General features: G+C 60.2%; 14 protein-coding genes. 4 read left to right on the top strand and 10 right to left on the bottom strand.

What is annotated here, in order from left to right; all coding sequences use genetic code 11:
* Positions 1-7: 7 nt before the first annotated feature.
* Entirely contained in the window at positions 8-982 is a 975-nt protein-coding gene (gene fcl, locus ACN0VH_RS18505) for a GDP-L-fucose synthase (protein ID WP_417701809.1), read from the bottom strand.
* A 4-nt stretch (positions 983-986) separates the two neighbouring features.
* Entirely contained in the window at positions 987-2,105 is a 1,119-nt protein-coding gene (gmd, locus tag ACN0VH_RS18500) for a GDP-mannose 4,6-dehydratase (RefSeq protein WP_278924215.1), read from the bottom strand.
* A gap of 199 nt (positions 2,106-2,304) precedes the next feature.
* On the opposite strand from gmd, the gene ACN0VH_RS18495 reads away from it, so the two are divergent.
* Positions 2,305-3,042: a hypothetical protein gene (locus ACN0VH_RS18495; protein ID WP_417701807.1), complete on the top strand. Its 738-nt coding sequence runs from the start codon at positions 2,305-2,307 to the stop codon at positions 3,040-3,042.
* On the opposite strand, the gene glf is transcribed toward ACN0VH_RS18495, so the two are convergent.
* The 4 genes from glf to ACN0VH_RS18475 form a co-directional block, all read right to left on the bottom strand.
* A complete protein-coding gene (gene glf, locus ACN0VH_RS18490; RefSeq protein WP_417701805.1) occupies positions 3,039-4,196 on the bottom strand; it encodes a UDP-galactopyranose mutase in 1,158 nt (385 codons plus the stop codon). The two genes, ACN0VH_RS18495 and glf, sit on opposite strands and share 4 nt — an antisense overlap.
* A gap of 70 nt (positions 4,197-4,266) precedes the next feature.
* Positions 4,267-4,920 carry an ABC transporter ATP-binding protein gene (locus tag ACN0VH_RS18485; protein ID WP_417701803.1) on the bottom strand — a complete coding sequence of 218 codons (654 nt, stop codon included), beginning with the start codon at positions 4,918-4,920 and terminating at the stop codon, positions 4,267-4,269.
* A 40-nt stretch (positions 4,921-4,960) separates the two neighbouring features.
* Positions 4,961-6,148, bottom strand: coding sequence for a KpsE/RkpR family capsule polysaccharide export protein (locus tag ACN0VH_RS18480; protein ID WP_417701801.1), 1,188 nt, complete (start codon positions 6,146-6,148; stop codon positions 4,961-4,963).
* Between the two features lie 200 nt (positions 6,149-6,348).
* A complete protein-coding gene (locus ACN0VH_RS18475; protein ID WP_417701799.1) occupies positions 6,349-6,534 on the bottom strand; it encodes a hypothetical protein in 186 nt (61 codons plus the stop codon).
* A 53-nt stretch (positions 6,535-6,587) separates the two neighbouring features.
* Between ACN0VH_RS18475 and ACN0VH_RS18470 the strand changes: the two genes are divergently transcribed.
* Complete coding sequence (locus ACN0VH_RS18470; RefSeq protein ID WP_417701797.1) at positions 6,588-7,445, top strand: ABC transporter permease; 858 nt, start codon at positions 6,588-6,590, stop codon at positions 7,443-7,445.
* A 43-nt stretch (positions 7,446-7,488) separates the two neighbouring features.
* Here the strand turns inward: ACN0VH_RS18470 and ACN0VH_RS18465 are convergent, their stop codons facing one another.
* The 3 genes from ACN0VH_RS18465 to ACN0VH_RS18455 form a co-directional block, all read right to left on the bottom strand.
* A complete protein-coding gene (locus ACN0VH_RS18465) occupies positions 7,489-8,601 on the bottom strand; it encodes a glycosyltransferase (RefSeq protein WP_417701795.1) in 1,113 nt (370 codons plus the stop codon).
* A 291-nt stretch (positions 8,602-8,892) separates the two neighbouring features.
* Entirely contained in the window at positions 8,893-9,999 is a 1,107-nt protein-coding gene (locus tag ACN0VH_RS18460) for a ParB/RepB/Spo0J family partition protein (RefSeq protein WP_417701793.1), read from the bottom strand.
* 51 nt (positions 10,000-10,050) lie between these two features.
* On the bottom strand, positions 10,051-11,469 hold the full coding sequence (locus tag ACN0VH_RS18455; protein WP_417701791.1) for an AAA family ATPase: 1,419 nt from the start codon (positions 11,467-11,469) through the stop codon (positions 10,051-10,053).
* 508 nt (positions 11,470-11,977) lie between these two features.
* Between ACN0VH_RS18455 and ACN0VH_RS18450 the strand changes: the two genes are divergently transcribed.
* Complete coding sequence (locus ACN0VH_RS18450) at positions 11,978-12,979, top strand: replication initiator protein A (RefSeq protein WP_417701789.1); 1,002 nt, start codon at positions 11,978-11,980, stop codon at positions 12,977-12,979.
* 154 nt (positions 12,980-13,133) lie between these two features.
* Here ACN0VH_RS18450 and ACN0VH_RS18445 read toward each other — a convergent pair whose 3' ends face one another.
* Positions 13,134-14,378 carry a glycosyltransferase family 4 protein gene (locus tag ACN0VH_RS18445; RefSeq protein WP_278924219.1) on the bottom strand — a complete coding sequence of 415 codons (1,245 nt, stop codon included), beginning with the start codon at positions 14,376-14,378 and terminating at the stop codon, positions 13,134-13,136.
* Between the two features lie 266 nt (positions 14,379-14,644).
* Between ACN0VH_RS18445 and ACN0VH_RS18440 the strand changes: the two genes are divergently transcribed.
* Positions 14,645-14,804 (top strand): dTDP-4-dehydrorhamnose 3,5-epimerase family protein (locus ACN0VH_RS18440; RefSeq protein WP_417701886.1); only part of this gene is annotated, 160 nt, incomplete at its 3' end.

The following is a 14,804-nucleotide window of genomic DNA, read 5'->3' as shown; positions in this document are numbered from 1 at the left end:
ATTTAGCCTATTTGGCCCGCAGGTTATCCAGCCCCTGCTCCAGGAACCAGTCATAAGTGGTCCGAATGCCCACTTCCAACGGGATCGAGGCACGCCAGCCCAGCCGATCCAGCCGGGTGACATCCATCAGCTTGCGCAGGGTGCCATCGGGTTTGCTGGGATCCGTCAGGATCTGGCCGGTAAAACCGGTGACCCGCGCCACCATCTGCGCCAGCTCCAGAATGCTGACATCCACGCCCGACCCCACGTTGATATGGCTCAGCATCGGCGCGGTCTCGCGGCTATAGGTCCCCGCATCGAGATCCATCACAAACAGCGAGGCCGCCGCCATGTCGTCCACATGCAGGAACTCGCGCATCGGCTTGCCAGACCCCCAGATCGTGACCTCTTGCAGCCCCGCCTGTGCCGCCTCGTGGAAGCGGCGAATGAGGGCCGGCAGCACATGGCTGTTTTCCGGGTGGAAATTGTCGCCCGGCCCATAAAGATTGGTGGGCATCACGGATCGGTAGTCGACACCATATTGCCGGTTGTAACTTTCACACAGCTTGATGCCCGCGATCTTGGCCACCGCATAGGGTTCATTTGTCGGCTCCAGCGTGCCGGTCAGCAGCGCATTCTCTGCCATCGGCTGTGCTGCCGCCTTGGGGTAGATGCAGGAAGAGCCAAGCTGCAAAAGCTTTTTGACACCTGCGGCATAGGCCTGATGGATCACGTTGCATTCGATCATCAGGTTTTCATAGATGAACTGGGCCGGGTAGCTGTTATTGGCAATTATGCCGCCCACCTTGGCCGCAGCCAGAATGACCTGATCGGGTTTTTCTGCCTGGAAAAAATCCTGCACCATGGCCTGATTGGTCAGGTCCAGATCGGCGCTGGTCCGGGTCAGCAGCGTCAGATCTTCGCCTGCCGCGCGCCGCGCCTGCAACTGGCGCAGGATCGCGCCGCCCACCATGCCGCGATGGCCTGCCAGATAAACCTTCATCGCCCTAGCCTTCCAGACTCACCGGCAGATCCATGCCGTGTTCTTTCAGCAACGCATGGCGCCGGGCCAGCTTCAGATCCTCGCGCACCATTTCAGAGCACATGTCCTGGACGGTGATTTCCGGCACCCAGCCAAGTGTCTCGCGGGCCTTGGTGGGATCGCCCAACAGGGTTTCCACCTCGGCGGGGCGGAAGTAGCGCGGATCAATCCGCAGCAGCACATCGCCCACCTTCAGCGCCGGGGCCGCATCACCTTCAATCGCCGCAACAGTGGCGATCTCATCAAGGCCGGTGCCGGTGAAATCCAGGGTGATGCCCAGTTCGGCCGCCGACCAGATGATGAACTGGCGCACCGAATATTGCTTGCCGGTGGCGATGACAAAATCATCCGGCCTGTCCTGCTGCAGCATCATCCACTGCATGCGCACGTAATCCTTGGCATGGCCCCAGTCGCGCAGCGCGTCGATATTGCCCATATAAAGACAGTCTTCCAGCCCCTGCCCGATATTGGCCAACCCGCGGGTGATCTTGCGGGTGACAAAGGTCTCGCCGCGGCGCGGGCTCTCGTGGTTGAACAGGATGCCGTTGCAGGCATACATGCCATAGGCCTCGCGGTAGTTCACGGTGATCCAATAGGCGTACATCTTGGCCACCGCATAGGGGCTGCGCGGGTGAAACGGCGTGGTCTCGCGCTGCGGCACCTCCTGCACCAACCCGTAAAGTTCCGAGGTGGAAGCCTGATAAAACCGGGTCTTTTTCTCCAGCCCGAGAAAGCGGATCGCCTCCAGCAGGCGCAGGGTGCCCATGGCATCGACATCCGCCGTGTATTCCGGGCTTTCAAAAGACACGGCAACATGGCTTTGCGCGCCCAGGTTATAAACCTCGTCGGGCTGCACTTCCTGCAGGATCCGGGTCAGGTTCGAGGTATCGCTCAGATCGCCGTAATGCAGTTTGAAACGGGCGTGATCGGTATGGGGATCCTGATAGATATGATCCACCCGCTGGGTATTGAACGACGAGGCCCGGCGCTTGATACCATGCACCTCATAGCCTTTTTCCAGCAGAAACTCTGCCAGATAGGACCCATCCTGGCCGGTCACACCGGTGATAAGCGCTCGTTTCATACCTCTTCCCTCTTTTGTCGGCCTGTCAGCTGCAGCCTGCCGGGCCACAGCTGACATGGCAGCGGCCCCCGCCCCCGAGACCTACGAGGCAGGCGAACAGAGTGCAAGCGCCCCGACCCGCCTGATCGGCCTGATTTTGCGCCGCCCGCTCTCGTCAGGGGGGGCGATCTCGGCTAGGGTCAGCCCCGCAAGAGCCGTCATGACAACAGAAAGCCCATCCATGCCTCAGAGCGCCGCCGCGCCCCAAGCCACGCAAACCGTCCTTGTTCATATCGGCAAATGCGGCGGCTCTACCCTGCGCGAAGCCCTGGAAAACAGCGGCACCGCGATGGATGTCATCATCCATGTCCGCCAGCCCCCGGTGGCGCCGCACTACCGCTATTATATCGCGCTGCGCTGCCCCATCAGCCGCGCCATTTCAGCCTTTTACTGGCGCCGTAAGCTGGTGCTTACCGAGGCCAGCCAACCGGACCGTTTCCCCGGCGAAGCGCAGATCCTGCGCCACTATGGCAGCCTGGATGCGCTGGCCCGGGCGCTCTATCGTCCCGATGGCAGGAAAAATGCCCTGGCCCAGGGGCATTTCCTGTCCATCCATCACCTGAGCGAAAACATCGCCTTCTATCTGCAGGACCTGCTGGCCGGGATTTCCCCCGATCAGATCCTGGGGGTTTTGCTACAGGAAACCCTGGAAACGGATCTTGCCCGGCTGTTTGGCATCAAGACCTCAGACCGGATCAATGACAACAGCCAGGGCGCACAGCCCGAAGAGCGCCGCCTCAGCCCGCGGGGCGCAGCCAATCTGCGCCGCTTTTTACAGCCCGAATATGACTGTATCAAACAGCTGGACCGCTGGGGGAAACTGCCGCCGGGATATTATCAACAGCTCTGTGCCACTGCCGAAACCGCCACAGAAACCGCCACAGAAACCGCCAGTTAAAGCGGCGCAGTCCAAAAGGCGGGCACGGCTTGCGCTGCCGCCCTCTGTTGCAGAAACCCGGCCGCCACATCCAGGGCTTCGCGGATGGTCACATCCATGTCGAGATAGCGATAGGTGCCCAGACGGCCGACAAAGCTCACCCCTGTGCTGCGCTCTGCCAGGGCCACATAGTCCGCCAGCAACGCCTTTTCCTTGAGTTGGCGAATAGGGTAATAGGGGATGTCCTGCGGCGTGGCACTGCGCGAATATTCCCGGTAGCAGACCGATTTTTCATGGCTCTCCCAGGGGGCAAAATGCTTGTGCTCGGTGATCCGTGTATAGGGAACATCGACATCACCATAGTTCATCACCGCGCAGCCCTGATAATCCCCGTCATAGGTGAATTTTTCAAAATCCAGGGTGCGATAGCCCAGGCGGCCCAGCTCATAATCGAAATAGCCATCCAGCGGTCCAGAATAAAAGACATGGTCATAATCCTGCGTCTCGGCCCGGTTGAAAACAGTCTCTAACCTGACGCTTATGCCCGGATGATCCAGGATACCCCCGATCATCTCGCTATAACCCTGCTCTGGCATTCCCTGGTATTTGTGAAAGAAATAGTTATCATCATAACTGAAGCGCAGCGGCAGGCGCTTCAGGATGGAGGCGGGCAATTCCCTTGGCGAAACCCCCCATTGCTTCAGGGTGTAGCCCTTGAAAAACGCCTCATACAGGTCACGCCCGACAAAGCGCAGCGCCTGTTCCTCAAAGCTTTGCGGATCTTTGATTGTGGTATCGGCCTGGGTCTCGGCAATAAAGGCGCGGGCCTCTGCCGGGCGCAGGGTCTTGCCAAAGAACTGGTTGATGGTGTGCAGGTTCACCGGCAGGGAAAACACCTGACCGCGCGCTGTGGTCTTCACCCGGTTCTTATAGGGTTTGAACGTGGCAAAGCGGTTCACATAGTCCCAGACCTCGCCATCATCGGTGTGAAAGATATGCGGCCCGTACACATGCAGCAGCACCCCGGTTTCGGGATCGCGCGCGGTATGGCAGTTGCCGCCGATATGATCGCGGGCGTCAACCACCTGGACCTGATGGCCCGCCTCGGCCAATTGGCGGCCGATCACCGCCCCCGAAAGCCCGGCCCCCACCATCAAGAACTTGCCTGCTGCCATCTCCGGGATCTCCTGTATCTGCGCTGCCTTTGCGGGCCAACCGCTCTGCGGGGCCCTGTGGAATGGGGCCTTATTTCATCAGTTCCTGATGCAGGGCAATCGCCTCTTCCAGATCGTCGAAGTAATGCACCTTGCCATCTTCCAGCACCAGGCCGGAATCGCAGTATTGGCGCAGCTCGGGCATGCCATGGTTGACCATGATCGCCCCCGACTGGCGCATGCGTTGGGCAAAGACCGCCCGGCTCTTGCGGCGGAAACTGGCATCGCCCACGGCGGTGACCTCATCCACCAGATAGGTGTCAAACCGGATCCCCATCGAGGCACCAAAGGTCAGACGCGCCCGCATGCCCGAAGAATAGCTGCGCACCGGCATGTGGTAGAATTTCCCCAGCTCGGAAAAATCTTCGACAAAATCCACCAGCTCTTTGGTGTCCACCCCGTAGACACGGGCCACAAAACGCACGTTTTCCGCCCCGGTCAGCTGGGCATGAAAAGACCCCCCCAGCCCCACCTGCCAAGAGATGGTCCCGTCAGAGACCACCCGGCCATGGTCCGGGCGCAGGGTGCCTGAGATGATCTGCAACAGGGTGGATTTCCCCGCCCCATTGCGCCCCAGCAGGGCCAGCGATCGCCCGGTGGGCAGGGTGAGGTTCAGATTGTCGATGACAATCTTGCGCTCGCCCTTCAGCCAGAAGCTCTTGGTCAGGTTTTCAAGCCGGATCATGCCGCGCCTGCTCTGTCATCTGTTTTGTCATGGGGCCGCTTCAGCTGCGATCACGGATGGAATAATAAATCAGCGCCAGGATCGACCAGAGCAACAGCAGGAACAACATCGCCAGCCCGATCAGCAAGAACCGCTGGGGATATTCCGCCTGCTGCGGCCGGGTCGGGTTGATATAGGTCGCCAGATAGCGGCTCTGCCGGATCGCCTCGTCGCGGGCCAGCGCCAACCCGGTAAGCGCGGCGCGATAGGATTCTTCGGTATATTCACGATCCACCGTAAGCCGCTCGAACTCGGAAATCAGCGAGGGGTAATCCTCGCCAACGGCCCCGGTGTCGGTATTGGTAGAGGTAAAGGTCTGGCGCTCGCTGTCGATCCGCTGGCGGATCACATCAATCAGCTGTTGCCCCTTTTTCAACCGCGGGTCGCCATCGGCCACAGTGCCGCGCAACAGGTCATAATCGATCAATGCGGTGGCCAGCTGCTGTTGCAGATTGTTCATCACCCCCATGCGCCCCTGAATATCCGCCTCCGGGTCGACAATGCGGGTGCGGGTGCGAAACTGGGTCAGCGCCTCGCGCGCCGTCTTCAGCTTCTCGACCGCCTCATCAAGATCCGCCTGGGCATAGCCAATCGCATCGGCCCTTGCCTGTTCGTTCAGCGCATTGATGCGGATCTGGCTTTCCTTGACAATGGCCCGGGTGATGGCCTGGGCGGTTTCAGGATCAAAGGCCAGCGCCTGCACCTCGATCAACCCTGAACCGCTGTCATAGGAAATGCTCACGATGCGCTGCCAGTACCAGGCCATTTCCTCTTGCGTCGCATCCGGCCAGATCGAAAAGGCCCAGTCGCGCGGCCAGTGCTGGCTGTAATGGGCCCGCAGGTCCACCACATCATCCACCACCGCGATCATTTCCTGGCTTTGGATGAATTCATACAGGATATCACTGTCCGAAGCAGAGGAACTGCTGGCAAAGCTGGCCAGCCCGCCCAACAGATCTGTCGCCGAACCGCTGCTTTCCTGGCTGCGCACGGTAAAGCCCGTCGTCGACTGGTACTGGTCCTCTGCCACGGCTGTCAGATAGAAAATCACCGCTGCAATCGGCAGCACCACCAACAGCACAAAGCTGAGGATCAGCCCCCAGTGACGTTTGCGCATCCTGGCAGGGCCGGCCAGTGGAAAGCTTTGTTCCTGCAGCTTGGCCTCGGCCTCCTGCAGACGCAGGCGCATATTCTGCAGCTTCTGTTTGGCCGAGGGGCCAGACTTCTGGTTCCCCCCCTGCCCGGCCTTGGGGCCGGCATTTTGGCCAGCAGTCTTTTGGGGGGTGGCATCTTGTCTGCCTTTGGCGCCAGCGCCGGATTTGGCCGCAGGTTTGCCCCCAGGCCTGGCACCGGGCCTGGCCTCTGGGGCCGCTTTCGCTCCGGTTGCTGTCATGGGGTCCTGTTTACCCGCATCCACATTGCTCCCATCCATGCTGACCCCATTTTCTGTCTTCTCGAATCCATCAGGCCTCTGCCTGAAAAATCACTGGCCTGAAAATCACTGGCGATCTGCCCTGTCTCTTCTGCGATGATAAGCAGCCAGAGCCATTTGTAATTGCCCGCATCCTGGCCCATAGTATCGCCTGCCCGCCCGTCCTTCACAACCACAGATTCCCGCAGGGAGCCCTATGCAAAGTCGCCCCGCTGCCGCCGCCTCTGACGGCCTCTCCGAGACCTCGGCCCAGGTTCCCGCAGCCCAGGTTCCCGCCTCTGGTGCCAATCGCAGTTTTGCATCGCTGCGCACCATCGTGGCGCTGATGCTGCGCGAGATGGCCACCCGCTATGCCCGCACGCCGGGGGGCTATATTTGGGCCATCATGGAACCCCTGGCCGCGATTATCGTGCTGTCTTTCGGCTTTTCCCTGGTGATGCGGACCCCAGCCCTGGGCACAACATTCCTGCTGTTCTACGCCACTGGCTATGTTCCCTTTGAACTTTACAACAAGGTTTCCAATACCGTGGCCCGGGCTATTGCCTTTTCCGGGCCGCTGTTGCGCTTTCCCTCGGTGACCTGGGTCGATGCCGTGCTGGCCCGGTTTCTGGTCAATAGCCTGACCTCTATTCTAGTTGGGGTGATCCTGGTCAGCGGCATTCTGATGGTGACCGATAACCGCGCGGTGATTGATATGCCCGCCGTTATTACCGCCCTTTCGATGACCATGATTCTGGGCCTTGGCATCGGCGTCTTGAACTGCGCGCTGATCGGGTTGTTCCCAATCTGGGAGGTGGTCTGGTCCATCGTAACCCGCCCCCTGTTTCTGGCCTCGGGTATCTTTTTTCTCTATGATACCATGCCCGAATTTGCCCGCGATATCCTGTGGTACAATCCGCTGATCCACATTATCGGCCTGTCCCGGTCCGCCTTTTATCCGACCTATGCGGCAAACTACGTCAACATCCCCTATGTGGTTTTTGTCAGCCTCGTTCTTCTGGCTCTGGGGCTCTTGCTGCTGGGGCGCTATCATCGCGACATCATGAACAGATAGGCAGCCCAGGCGGCGTTCACAGGCAGCCCTCACAGGTGTGCTTTCAACCCTTGTTCCGCGTTCTGGCAAGATCCAGAACCCGCGCATGCGACATCACCCGGCGCTGACGCAGACCATCCCAGATGGCGCGCCGGATCAGTCGCAGGAAGGCCCGCCGCTCTCCCCGGTGCAGCCGCACCTTGGACAGCCATTTGGGCACGATCACCAAGAGCACCGGCCAGAACAGCCAGCCCGCCGCCATCTGGTACAGCAACAACAGGTTGCGATGGTAATAGTAGACCTTCCACAGTGGAATAAAGCGGCCTCGCTGGGCGCCGCCACTGCCATCACGGGCCACAAAGGTGGTGAGGTCATGTTCAAACCGCACCGAAGGTTCAAAGCCAATACGCCCGCCAGCCTTGCTCAGCCCCAGGGTATAAAGCCCATCATCGCCATAGATGAACAGATCCGGATCCGGGTAACCGATGCGCTGCACCGCCCTGGCCGAGATGAAGAAACCGACAAAAGAGGTCACATCGATCTGCAAGCCCGGGCCGGCGTAATCGCTGGGCTGCACGTGAAAACCAGAACGGCCGCCCCCAAACAGGGTGCGCAGAAATTCGCGCCCGTGCCAAAAGGGATTGCGTGAGGGGCGGTTCATCTCGCAGATGCCACCCTCGGGAAAATAGACCGCTGCGGCCACCGCATCCCAGGCGCCCGCGCGGGCCCAATCCCCGGTCTGCTTTTTACCGTCGCCACCGCTGCGAAACATCGCCAGGTCATGGAATCCTGCCAGCCCACCTTTGGCCGGGCGGCCATCATCATCCATCACCACCAGCCAGTCGGGGCGATGCGCCTCCATTGCGCGGCGCATGCCCATCTCAAATCCGCCGGCCCCCCCGCGGTTGCTGGCGCTGCTGACAATATCCAGCCGCGCCGCAGTCTGGCTGGCCAGCCAGTCACCGGTGCCATCGCTGGAGGCATTGTCCACCACCACCACTGCGGCCAGCTCGGCCTCTGGGCTTTCCAGCAGCCGCGCCAGGGTGGCCTGCAATTTATCCAGCCGGTTATATGTCACCACCACCGCCACCAGCCGACCAGCGGCAGCGGCGCCCGGCGCAGAAGAGATCTGAGCAGGCGCTATCGTTTCTATCTCAAGACCGGTATCAGGGCACACGCAGTGCTTCTCCTCCAAACGCCCCCCTTGAAGCAGGATAAGGGGGAACAGATCACCATCGTTCAGAGGCGCAAAACTCATAAATGCAGGTGCGTGTCAAACTCTTTGCCCCCGGATGTCCCCAGATACACCGCCTCAGCCGCATCCGTTTTGCCGCTCTCATTGCTGCAAATGTTTCGCGCGCGAAACATTTGGCCGCCGTCATCAGGGCCAAAAGGTATCATTAGACCCTAAAAAAGGGGCACAGCTTGCTGCGCCCCCCCTGCCGTAGTTCCAATTGGCATGCCTAGGTCAGCGTTGCCGCAACCAGGCTTTCAAATCTTCCAGAAGTACAGCATCAACCGCCGCGCCGCTCAACTCGATCCGCTGCGCCCCCGGCTGAAAGCCAAGGCGCAGCCCCTCCGTGACCTGGGTGGTCACCCGTTCCTGAGGGTGTATTCCGTCCCCTGTGCGCCGGATCTGCGGCCCGCCTTCTGGCACCTGATGTGACTCTACAGGTGGGGTTAGAGCCGCATCATCTGCAGCTTTCCCTGCCGTTTGCCGTGCTGCGAGACAGGCGCTGAGCAGGGCAGTTTCCTTGGCCGCATCCCCCCGGTCACCAGCCTGCAATGCCGCCTTCAAGACCTCGGCAAAGCCCGCATCCTCGTTCAACTGACGCACCAGGGACAGCCCCAGCTTTTCACTGATCGCAGTGGGGAAATACAGCACCGCATCAAGCGCCTCGACCAGGGTGACAAAACTGCCGATCTTTGATCTCTTGGCCCGTGGCGCATTGGCAAACAGCCCCTGCAGCGCTTTCTTCTGGCTCGGAAAGACCCCCTCTTTCAAGGCGCGCACCGCGATACGGGCACGTTCATAATGGGACAGGTTGACGCGAATTTCATTCTCTTCCACCATCGCGACATAGGCGGCTTCGGCGCTCTCCGGGTGGATCACCAGGGCTTTGATCTTGGCAAATTCAGGCTCTGCCCCCTCGGCATAGAGCCTGCGCAGCGCCGAAAGGCGGCGCCAGCCGGAAATCAGCCCCCAGGATTTTCCGTCAAGGCGCCCCTCCAGCGGCACCACCTCGATCGGACTCTGCTGGCCACGGGTCCGCAAAGAGCCCATCAGGGCCTCCATCTCATCCGCATCCTGGGTGATACGATCACGTACCAGATGCGTCTCGTCGATCGCCTCCAGGGGGATCTCTTCCACCATCAGGCCCCGACTGCGCGCGCGCTGCAGCACCTGCGTCACCTCTTGCAGGGCGGCCTGGGTTGAAACCTCGGCCGCGACCTGGGCAATGGGGGCGCTGCTTTGCGGCGGGGCGGCCAGCGGCCCCGACAGGGCTGATTTACCTTCGGGCGGGGTGGCAAGATAGGTGTCTTGCGCCGGGGAAAGCCGTTTGCGTTTTGCCATCTGCTGATCTCCTCATCGCGCCAATCTTGCGCCGCTGACCTTGTTAGAGCCTTAGGCCTGCGTGCGCTGGTCCTGCATCTCTGCCTCTTGTTCCAGTTCCGCGCGCCGCCAGACCCCCAAGAGCAGCCGCTTGAAGGCGGCATAGGTGGCATCAAATGTTTCGCGGCCACGCGCATAGGTTTCGCGGTTGAAATCGCGGTAATCGGCCTCGTAGATCCCCGAGACCTGCTCGCCGGCCTGGCCAATCAGCGCGGTGAAATCCTGTTTATGCGGGCTGAGCACCGGCCCCATATAGGCCTGCATCACCCCGGCCAGCTCGCCCTGCTGGGCGCTGTCATAGCGGGTGATCACCGCCCGCACCGCATCCCATTCAAACCCCATCTCGGGCCGGCCAAGGGCGCGGGCTGCCAGGTTTTCGCCCTCTTCAATCGAGGCAAAGGTGGAATGCAGCATGTCAAAGAAACGCCCGGTGCTGTCAAATTCCAGAAAGGAGGCCCCCATCGGCACCAAGAGGATATCAGACGCCGCCAAGCCGTTTATGGTCAGATAGCCCAGGGCCGGCGGGGTATCGATAAAGACGATGTCATAGTCATCCAGCACGCCATCTGCGGCCAGCCGGTCGGTCAGCGCATCCCAAAGCTTCCAGCTGCGTGCCGCCATGCGCCAGACCGGGATCTGGAATTCCGCCCAATAGAGGTTCAGCTGGGCGCCGATCAGATCGATATTGGGCCAGTGGGTGCCTTGAATGACATCCTGGGCCGTCATCTCCATCGCGGCTGACAGCGCCTCTTCCAGCGGCTGGGGCGCATCGCCGCGATCCAGCCTGCGCTGGTTTTCGGTGCGCAGATGTTCACCGTAATGGCGCGCCAGCAACGGAAAGGCCGTCTGCCATTCATCTTCGACCCGGCCACCAAAGATAGAGGTCATCGACCCCTGGCTGTCCAGATCAATCACCAGCACCTTGTAGCCATCCAGCGCGGCTGACATCGCCAGATGCGCCGCGGTTGAGGTCTTGCCAACGCCGCCTTTGAAATTGGCCACCGAGACCAGTTTGGCCGGCAGGCCCTTGGGGCGATAGGGGGTGTAATCCTTGGCCTTGGAGCCCTGGGCGCCAAAGAAGGCGCGCAGCACCAGAACTTCATCCAGGGTGAACCATTTCGCCCCACCTTCGGTTTCCGACCGCCCCTGGGGCAAATCCGGGTTCGCCTTCAGCACCCGGCGAAAATGGGCCTGGGCCACCGGGATCAGATAGCGGGTGATTTCCCAGGTGGAAAACAGTCGCAGCTCTTTGCGCCCCTCTTCATTCATCCCCCGGCTGGACAGATCGGCCCGCCCGCGCGCACAGCCTGCCGCGATATTGGCAAAGCCTTCGGTGCTGGTGGGGGTGTCGAGTTCAGCCAATGCGGCATCGGGATCAATGTTGAAATAAGGCGGCAGGCTGTTGCCCGCCTTGTGGATATCTCGTGCCATGATGCGCTGCCCATTTGTAAGACCGCTGGTCTGGATCACCTGTGGATCGCTGTGTTCAGCGGCTGATGTATCACCTTTATAGCCTGATATCAGAAAAGGCGATACATGGAAAGAATGCGCGCATGTCTTTTTCTTTTTCTAAGAAAATCATAGCTCTGCCAGCAAAACCCTGCGGTATCGATAGGCGGGTTTTGCTGTGATCTTGGTCTCGTGCAATTTTTTTGTACTGTTATTTATGGTTATATAATAGTTACAGGAGCCGAGGGTCCGAAGCAAAGCCCTTTTTTCATTGGGTTTTTGGGTAATCTTTCTGCAAGCAGTGACTCTGAAACCCCGTTGAGATGACTCTGAACCCCCGAAGAAACGATTCCGGAACCCCGTTGAGAACTCATGTGGATAACTCTAGGGTGGGCGTAATCAAAACCACGAAAGCGAGTCACCTCGGGAGCCTGTGGAATCGGGCGCATACCTGGGGGGCGGTGGTCAGAGGCAAAACGGGCAGGGCACGATGAGTACAGCATTAACAGGGGGGGCCGCAGGCCCCGACAGTTTTTTCCTTTGTGACATCTTTGATGCCATCCCCAAGAATGATCTGGCCTCGATGGAACATCCGCTGTTTTCTCTGGGGACCCGTCCGGATCGGCGGATCTTGAACTATCAACATAACGGTGCAGAAATCACTGTGGTGCCATCGGTCAAGGGACTGGCGACGATCCATGACAAGGATATTCTGATCTTCTGCATCAGCCAGCTGATGGCGGCACAGAATGCCGGTCGCCAGGTCTCGCGCACCCTGCATCTCAAGGCGCATGATTTGTTGGTGGCCACCAACCGGGAAACCTCGGGCGATGCCTATCGGCGGCTGCGGGAAAGTTTTGAACGCCTGGCCGGCACCCGGATCACCACCAATATCACGACTGGCGGCGAAGAGGTGACCTCGGGGTTTGGCCTGATTGAAAGCTGGGAAATTGTACGCAAGGCGCGGGGCGGGCGTATGGTGAATGTGGCTGTCACCCTGTCGGATTGGCTGTTTCGCGCGGTGCTGGCAAAATCGGTGCTGACGCTAAGCCGCGATTATTTCCGCCTGCGCAAACCGTTGGAACGGCGCATCTACGAGTTGACGCGCAAACATTGCGGCCGCCAGCGGGATTGGACCATTTCGGTCGAGACGCTGTTGAAGAAGTCTGGCTCAGCCAGCCCGCGCCGGGTCTTTCGTAAGATGATCCGCGATATGATCACAGCCCAGCCCTTGCCGGATTATGCGATGGAGGAGCTGCCGGGGGATTTGATCCGCTTTCGTCAGAAGCATCGGGTGGTGGAACCAGGCTCCGTTGAGGCGCCGGTATTGAAACAGGCCAGCTTGGAAAAGGCCCGCGATCTGATGCCAGGCGCGGATGTCTACGCGCTGGAGGCCGAATGGCGTGCCATGTGGGAGCGCACAGGCCGACCGCGCCTGCGTCAGGCTGATGCCGCCTTCCTGGGGTGGGTCAAAAAACATAGCGCAGAGTGAGATATCACTTTTAAGGGCAGGGGGCTTTGCCCCCTCGCGCCAAGGCGCTCACCCCCAGGATATTTAGAGCCAAATGAAATGATCGGTTGCTTCATTTGGCCGTAAGTATCCCCGCCGGAGGCCGCCAAATGTTTCGCACGCGAAACATTTGGCTTTATATGTCTATGTGTTTGGCGTGTGGCACCAGCGCGTTGATCTGGGCGATATGCTCTGGCAGGCAGCGGCTGAGAAAATCGTAGTGCTGCAAGATATGGGCGCGCGCTGCAGGACCAAGGGCGGCGTAGGCTTTTGGATTGGCCAAGACATCGACAACCTGGTCGGCGAGGGCGGCTGGGTCAAAGAAATCTACCAGCATGCCGGTTTTCCCATGGGTGACGGCTTCGCGCACGGGGGCCACATCCGCTGCCACCACCGTGGCCTGCATCGACATCGCTTCGAGCAGCGACCAGCTGAGCACAAAGGGCATGGTCAGATAAATATGGCAGCGGCTGATGCGGATGATACGGCAGAGATCATCATAGGGCACCTTACCGAGGAAATGCACCCGGTTCCAGTCGACGCTATCGCCGAGTTCTGCCTCCATCTCGCCGCGCAGCCCCTTGGGGTGGCTGCTCTCTGCCCCGTAAGAGGTGTCATTGCCGCCAATCATCAGGATCCGGGCCTGAGGTCGTGCCGCCTGGATCTGCGGCAGGGCGCGCATCATGATGTGAAAGCCGCGGGCGCGTTCCATGTTGCGGGCCACATAGGTCACCACCTCATCCGCGCGGGTCAGGGGGCGGTCCAGCCGTCCCAGCCCAATTGAGGCGCCTGCATCGGGGCGCAGCCGGTCGCAGCGAATACCATCATGGCAGGTATACATGCGGTCATGGAACGAGGTTGGAAACCGGTCGCGCTGCCAGAAGGTGGGGGTATGGCCCTGATCCACTGATTCGATGCTGGCATAGGGGACGGTATTGCGGGCCTGGGCAAAGAAACCCGCCTGATCATTCACCGGGGTTTCCGGGTCAAAGCCCACCAGCCCGCCCTGGGTGCGGTAGAAATATTCAAAGAAGCCGATCACCGGCACATCTGCCCAGACCTCTTTCAGGAACAGCAATTCCCCCCAGCCGGTATGGCCAATGATGATGTCGGGCCTGTAGCCCTCATTGCGCTGCAGCTGGCGGGCCGCCATGGCCACGCCCAGCCCGGTACCTGCGGCGGCTTCCCAATCTTTCGACAGCCCATAGGCCTGCGGTCCTGGCTGGTGATGCGCACGGTAGCTGACGGTTCTGACCCCAGGAAGCACCAGTCCGGTACGTTGGGTGAGGAAACTGATCTCATGGCCGCCCTGCTGGACCAGCCAGGCGATCAGCTCTCGGTATTGGCCGGGCATGTTCTGATGGACAAAAAGAAGTTTCATGAACGGGCTCTGTCGTTTGGGGGGCTGGATCCTGGCCGCTGTGTTGCCCCCATGCTTGCCGGGGAATGTCCGGGGGCGCAAGATGCTGCCTGGCTTGGGGGGCTCTCTGGGGGCTTGGGGCTGGCGCAGGGGAAAGGTGCTTGCAAGACAGTCGCATCTGCCGCTTGCTTTTGATTTTGCGCCAGCTCTCTCTTGCCCATGGCGCAAGGGTGCGGCAAGGAAGAGACCATCAGATCTGGGTGCCGGATAACAAGAGGGGATACATGATGCAGGTTGAAGAGACGGGTTTGCCGGGTCTTCTGGTTTTGATGCCGCAGCGTTTTGGTGATGCACGTGGTTTTTTCAGCGAATGCTGGAACCGGCAGCGGCTGGCCGAGCTGGGGATCGATCTGGATTTTGTGCAGGACAATCATTCGCTGTCGATGC

The organism is Pseudophaeobacter sp., assembly GCF_048267565.1.
In the GTDB taxonomy this organism is placed as follows: Bacteria; Pseudomonadota; Alphaproteobacteria; order Rhodobacterales; family Rhodobacteraceae; genus Pseudophaeobacter; species Pseudophaeobacter profundi.
This window is presented reverse-complemented; position numbering and strand designations above follow the sequence as displayed.

Excerpts from the sequence above, each read along its gene's own strand:
- ACN0VH_RS18495 (WP_417701807.1), top strand. The coding sequence starts at position 2,305 with ATGACAACAGAAAGCCCATCCATGCCTCAGAGCGCCGCCGCGCCCCAA.
- ACN0VH_RS18470 (WP_417701797.1), top strand. The coding sequence starts at position 6,588 with ATGCAAAGTCGCCCCGCTGCCGCCGCCTCTGACGGCCTCTCCGAGACC.
- ACN0VH_RS18480 (WP_417701801.1), bottom strand. The coding sequence starts at position 6,148 with ATGCGCCTGCGTCTGCAGGAGGCCGAGGCCAAGCTGCAGGAACAAAGC.
- ACN0VH_RS18445 (WP_278924219.1), bottom strand. The coding sequence starts at position 14,378 with ATGAAACTTCTTTTTGTCCATCAGAACATGCCCGGCCAATACCGAGAG.
- ACN0VH_RS18460 (WP_417701793.1), bottom strand. The coding sequence starts at position 9,999 with ATGGCAAAACGCAAACGGCTTTCCCCGGCGCAAGACACCTATCTTGCC.
- ACN0VH_RS18450 (WP_417701789.1), top strand. The coding sequence starts at position 11,978 with ATGAGTACAGCATTAACAGGGGGGGCCGCAGGCCCCGACAGTTTTTTC.
- gmd (WP_278924215.1), bottom strand. The coding sequence starts at position 2,105 with ATGAAACGAGCGCTTATCACCGGTGTGACCGGCCAGGATGGGTCCTAT.
- ACN0VH_RS18455 (WP_417701791.1), bottom strand. The coding sequence starts at position 11,469 with ATGGCACGAGATATCCACAAGGCGGGCAACAGCCTGCCGCCTTATTTC.
- ACN0VH_RS18475 (WP_417701799.1), bottom strand. The coding sequence starts at position 6,534 with ATGGGCCAGGATGCGGGCAATTACAAATGGCTCTGGCTGCTTATCATC.
- fcl (WP_417701809.1), bottom strand. The coding sequence starts at position 982 with ATGAAGGTTTATCTGGCAGGCCATCGCGGCATGGTGGGCGGCGCGATC.
- glf (WP_417701805.1), bottom strand. The coding sequence starts at position 4,196 with ATGGCAGCAGGCAAGTTCTTGATGGTGGGGGCCGGGCTTTCGGGGGCG.
- ACN0VH_RS18485 (WP_417701803.1), bottom strand. The coding sequence starts at position 4,920 with ATGATCCGGCTTGAAAACCTGACCAAGAGCTTCTGGCTGAAGGGCGAG.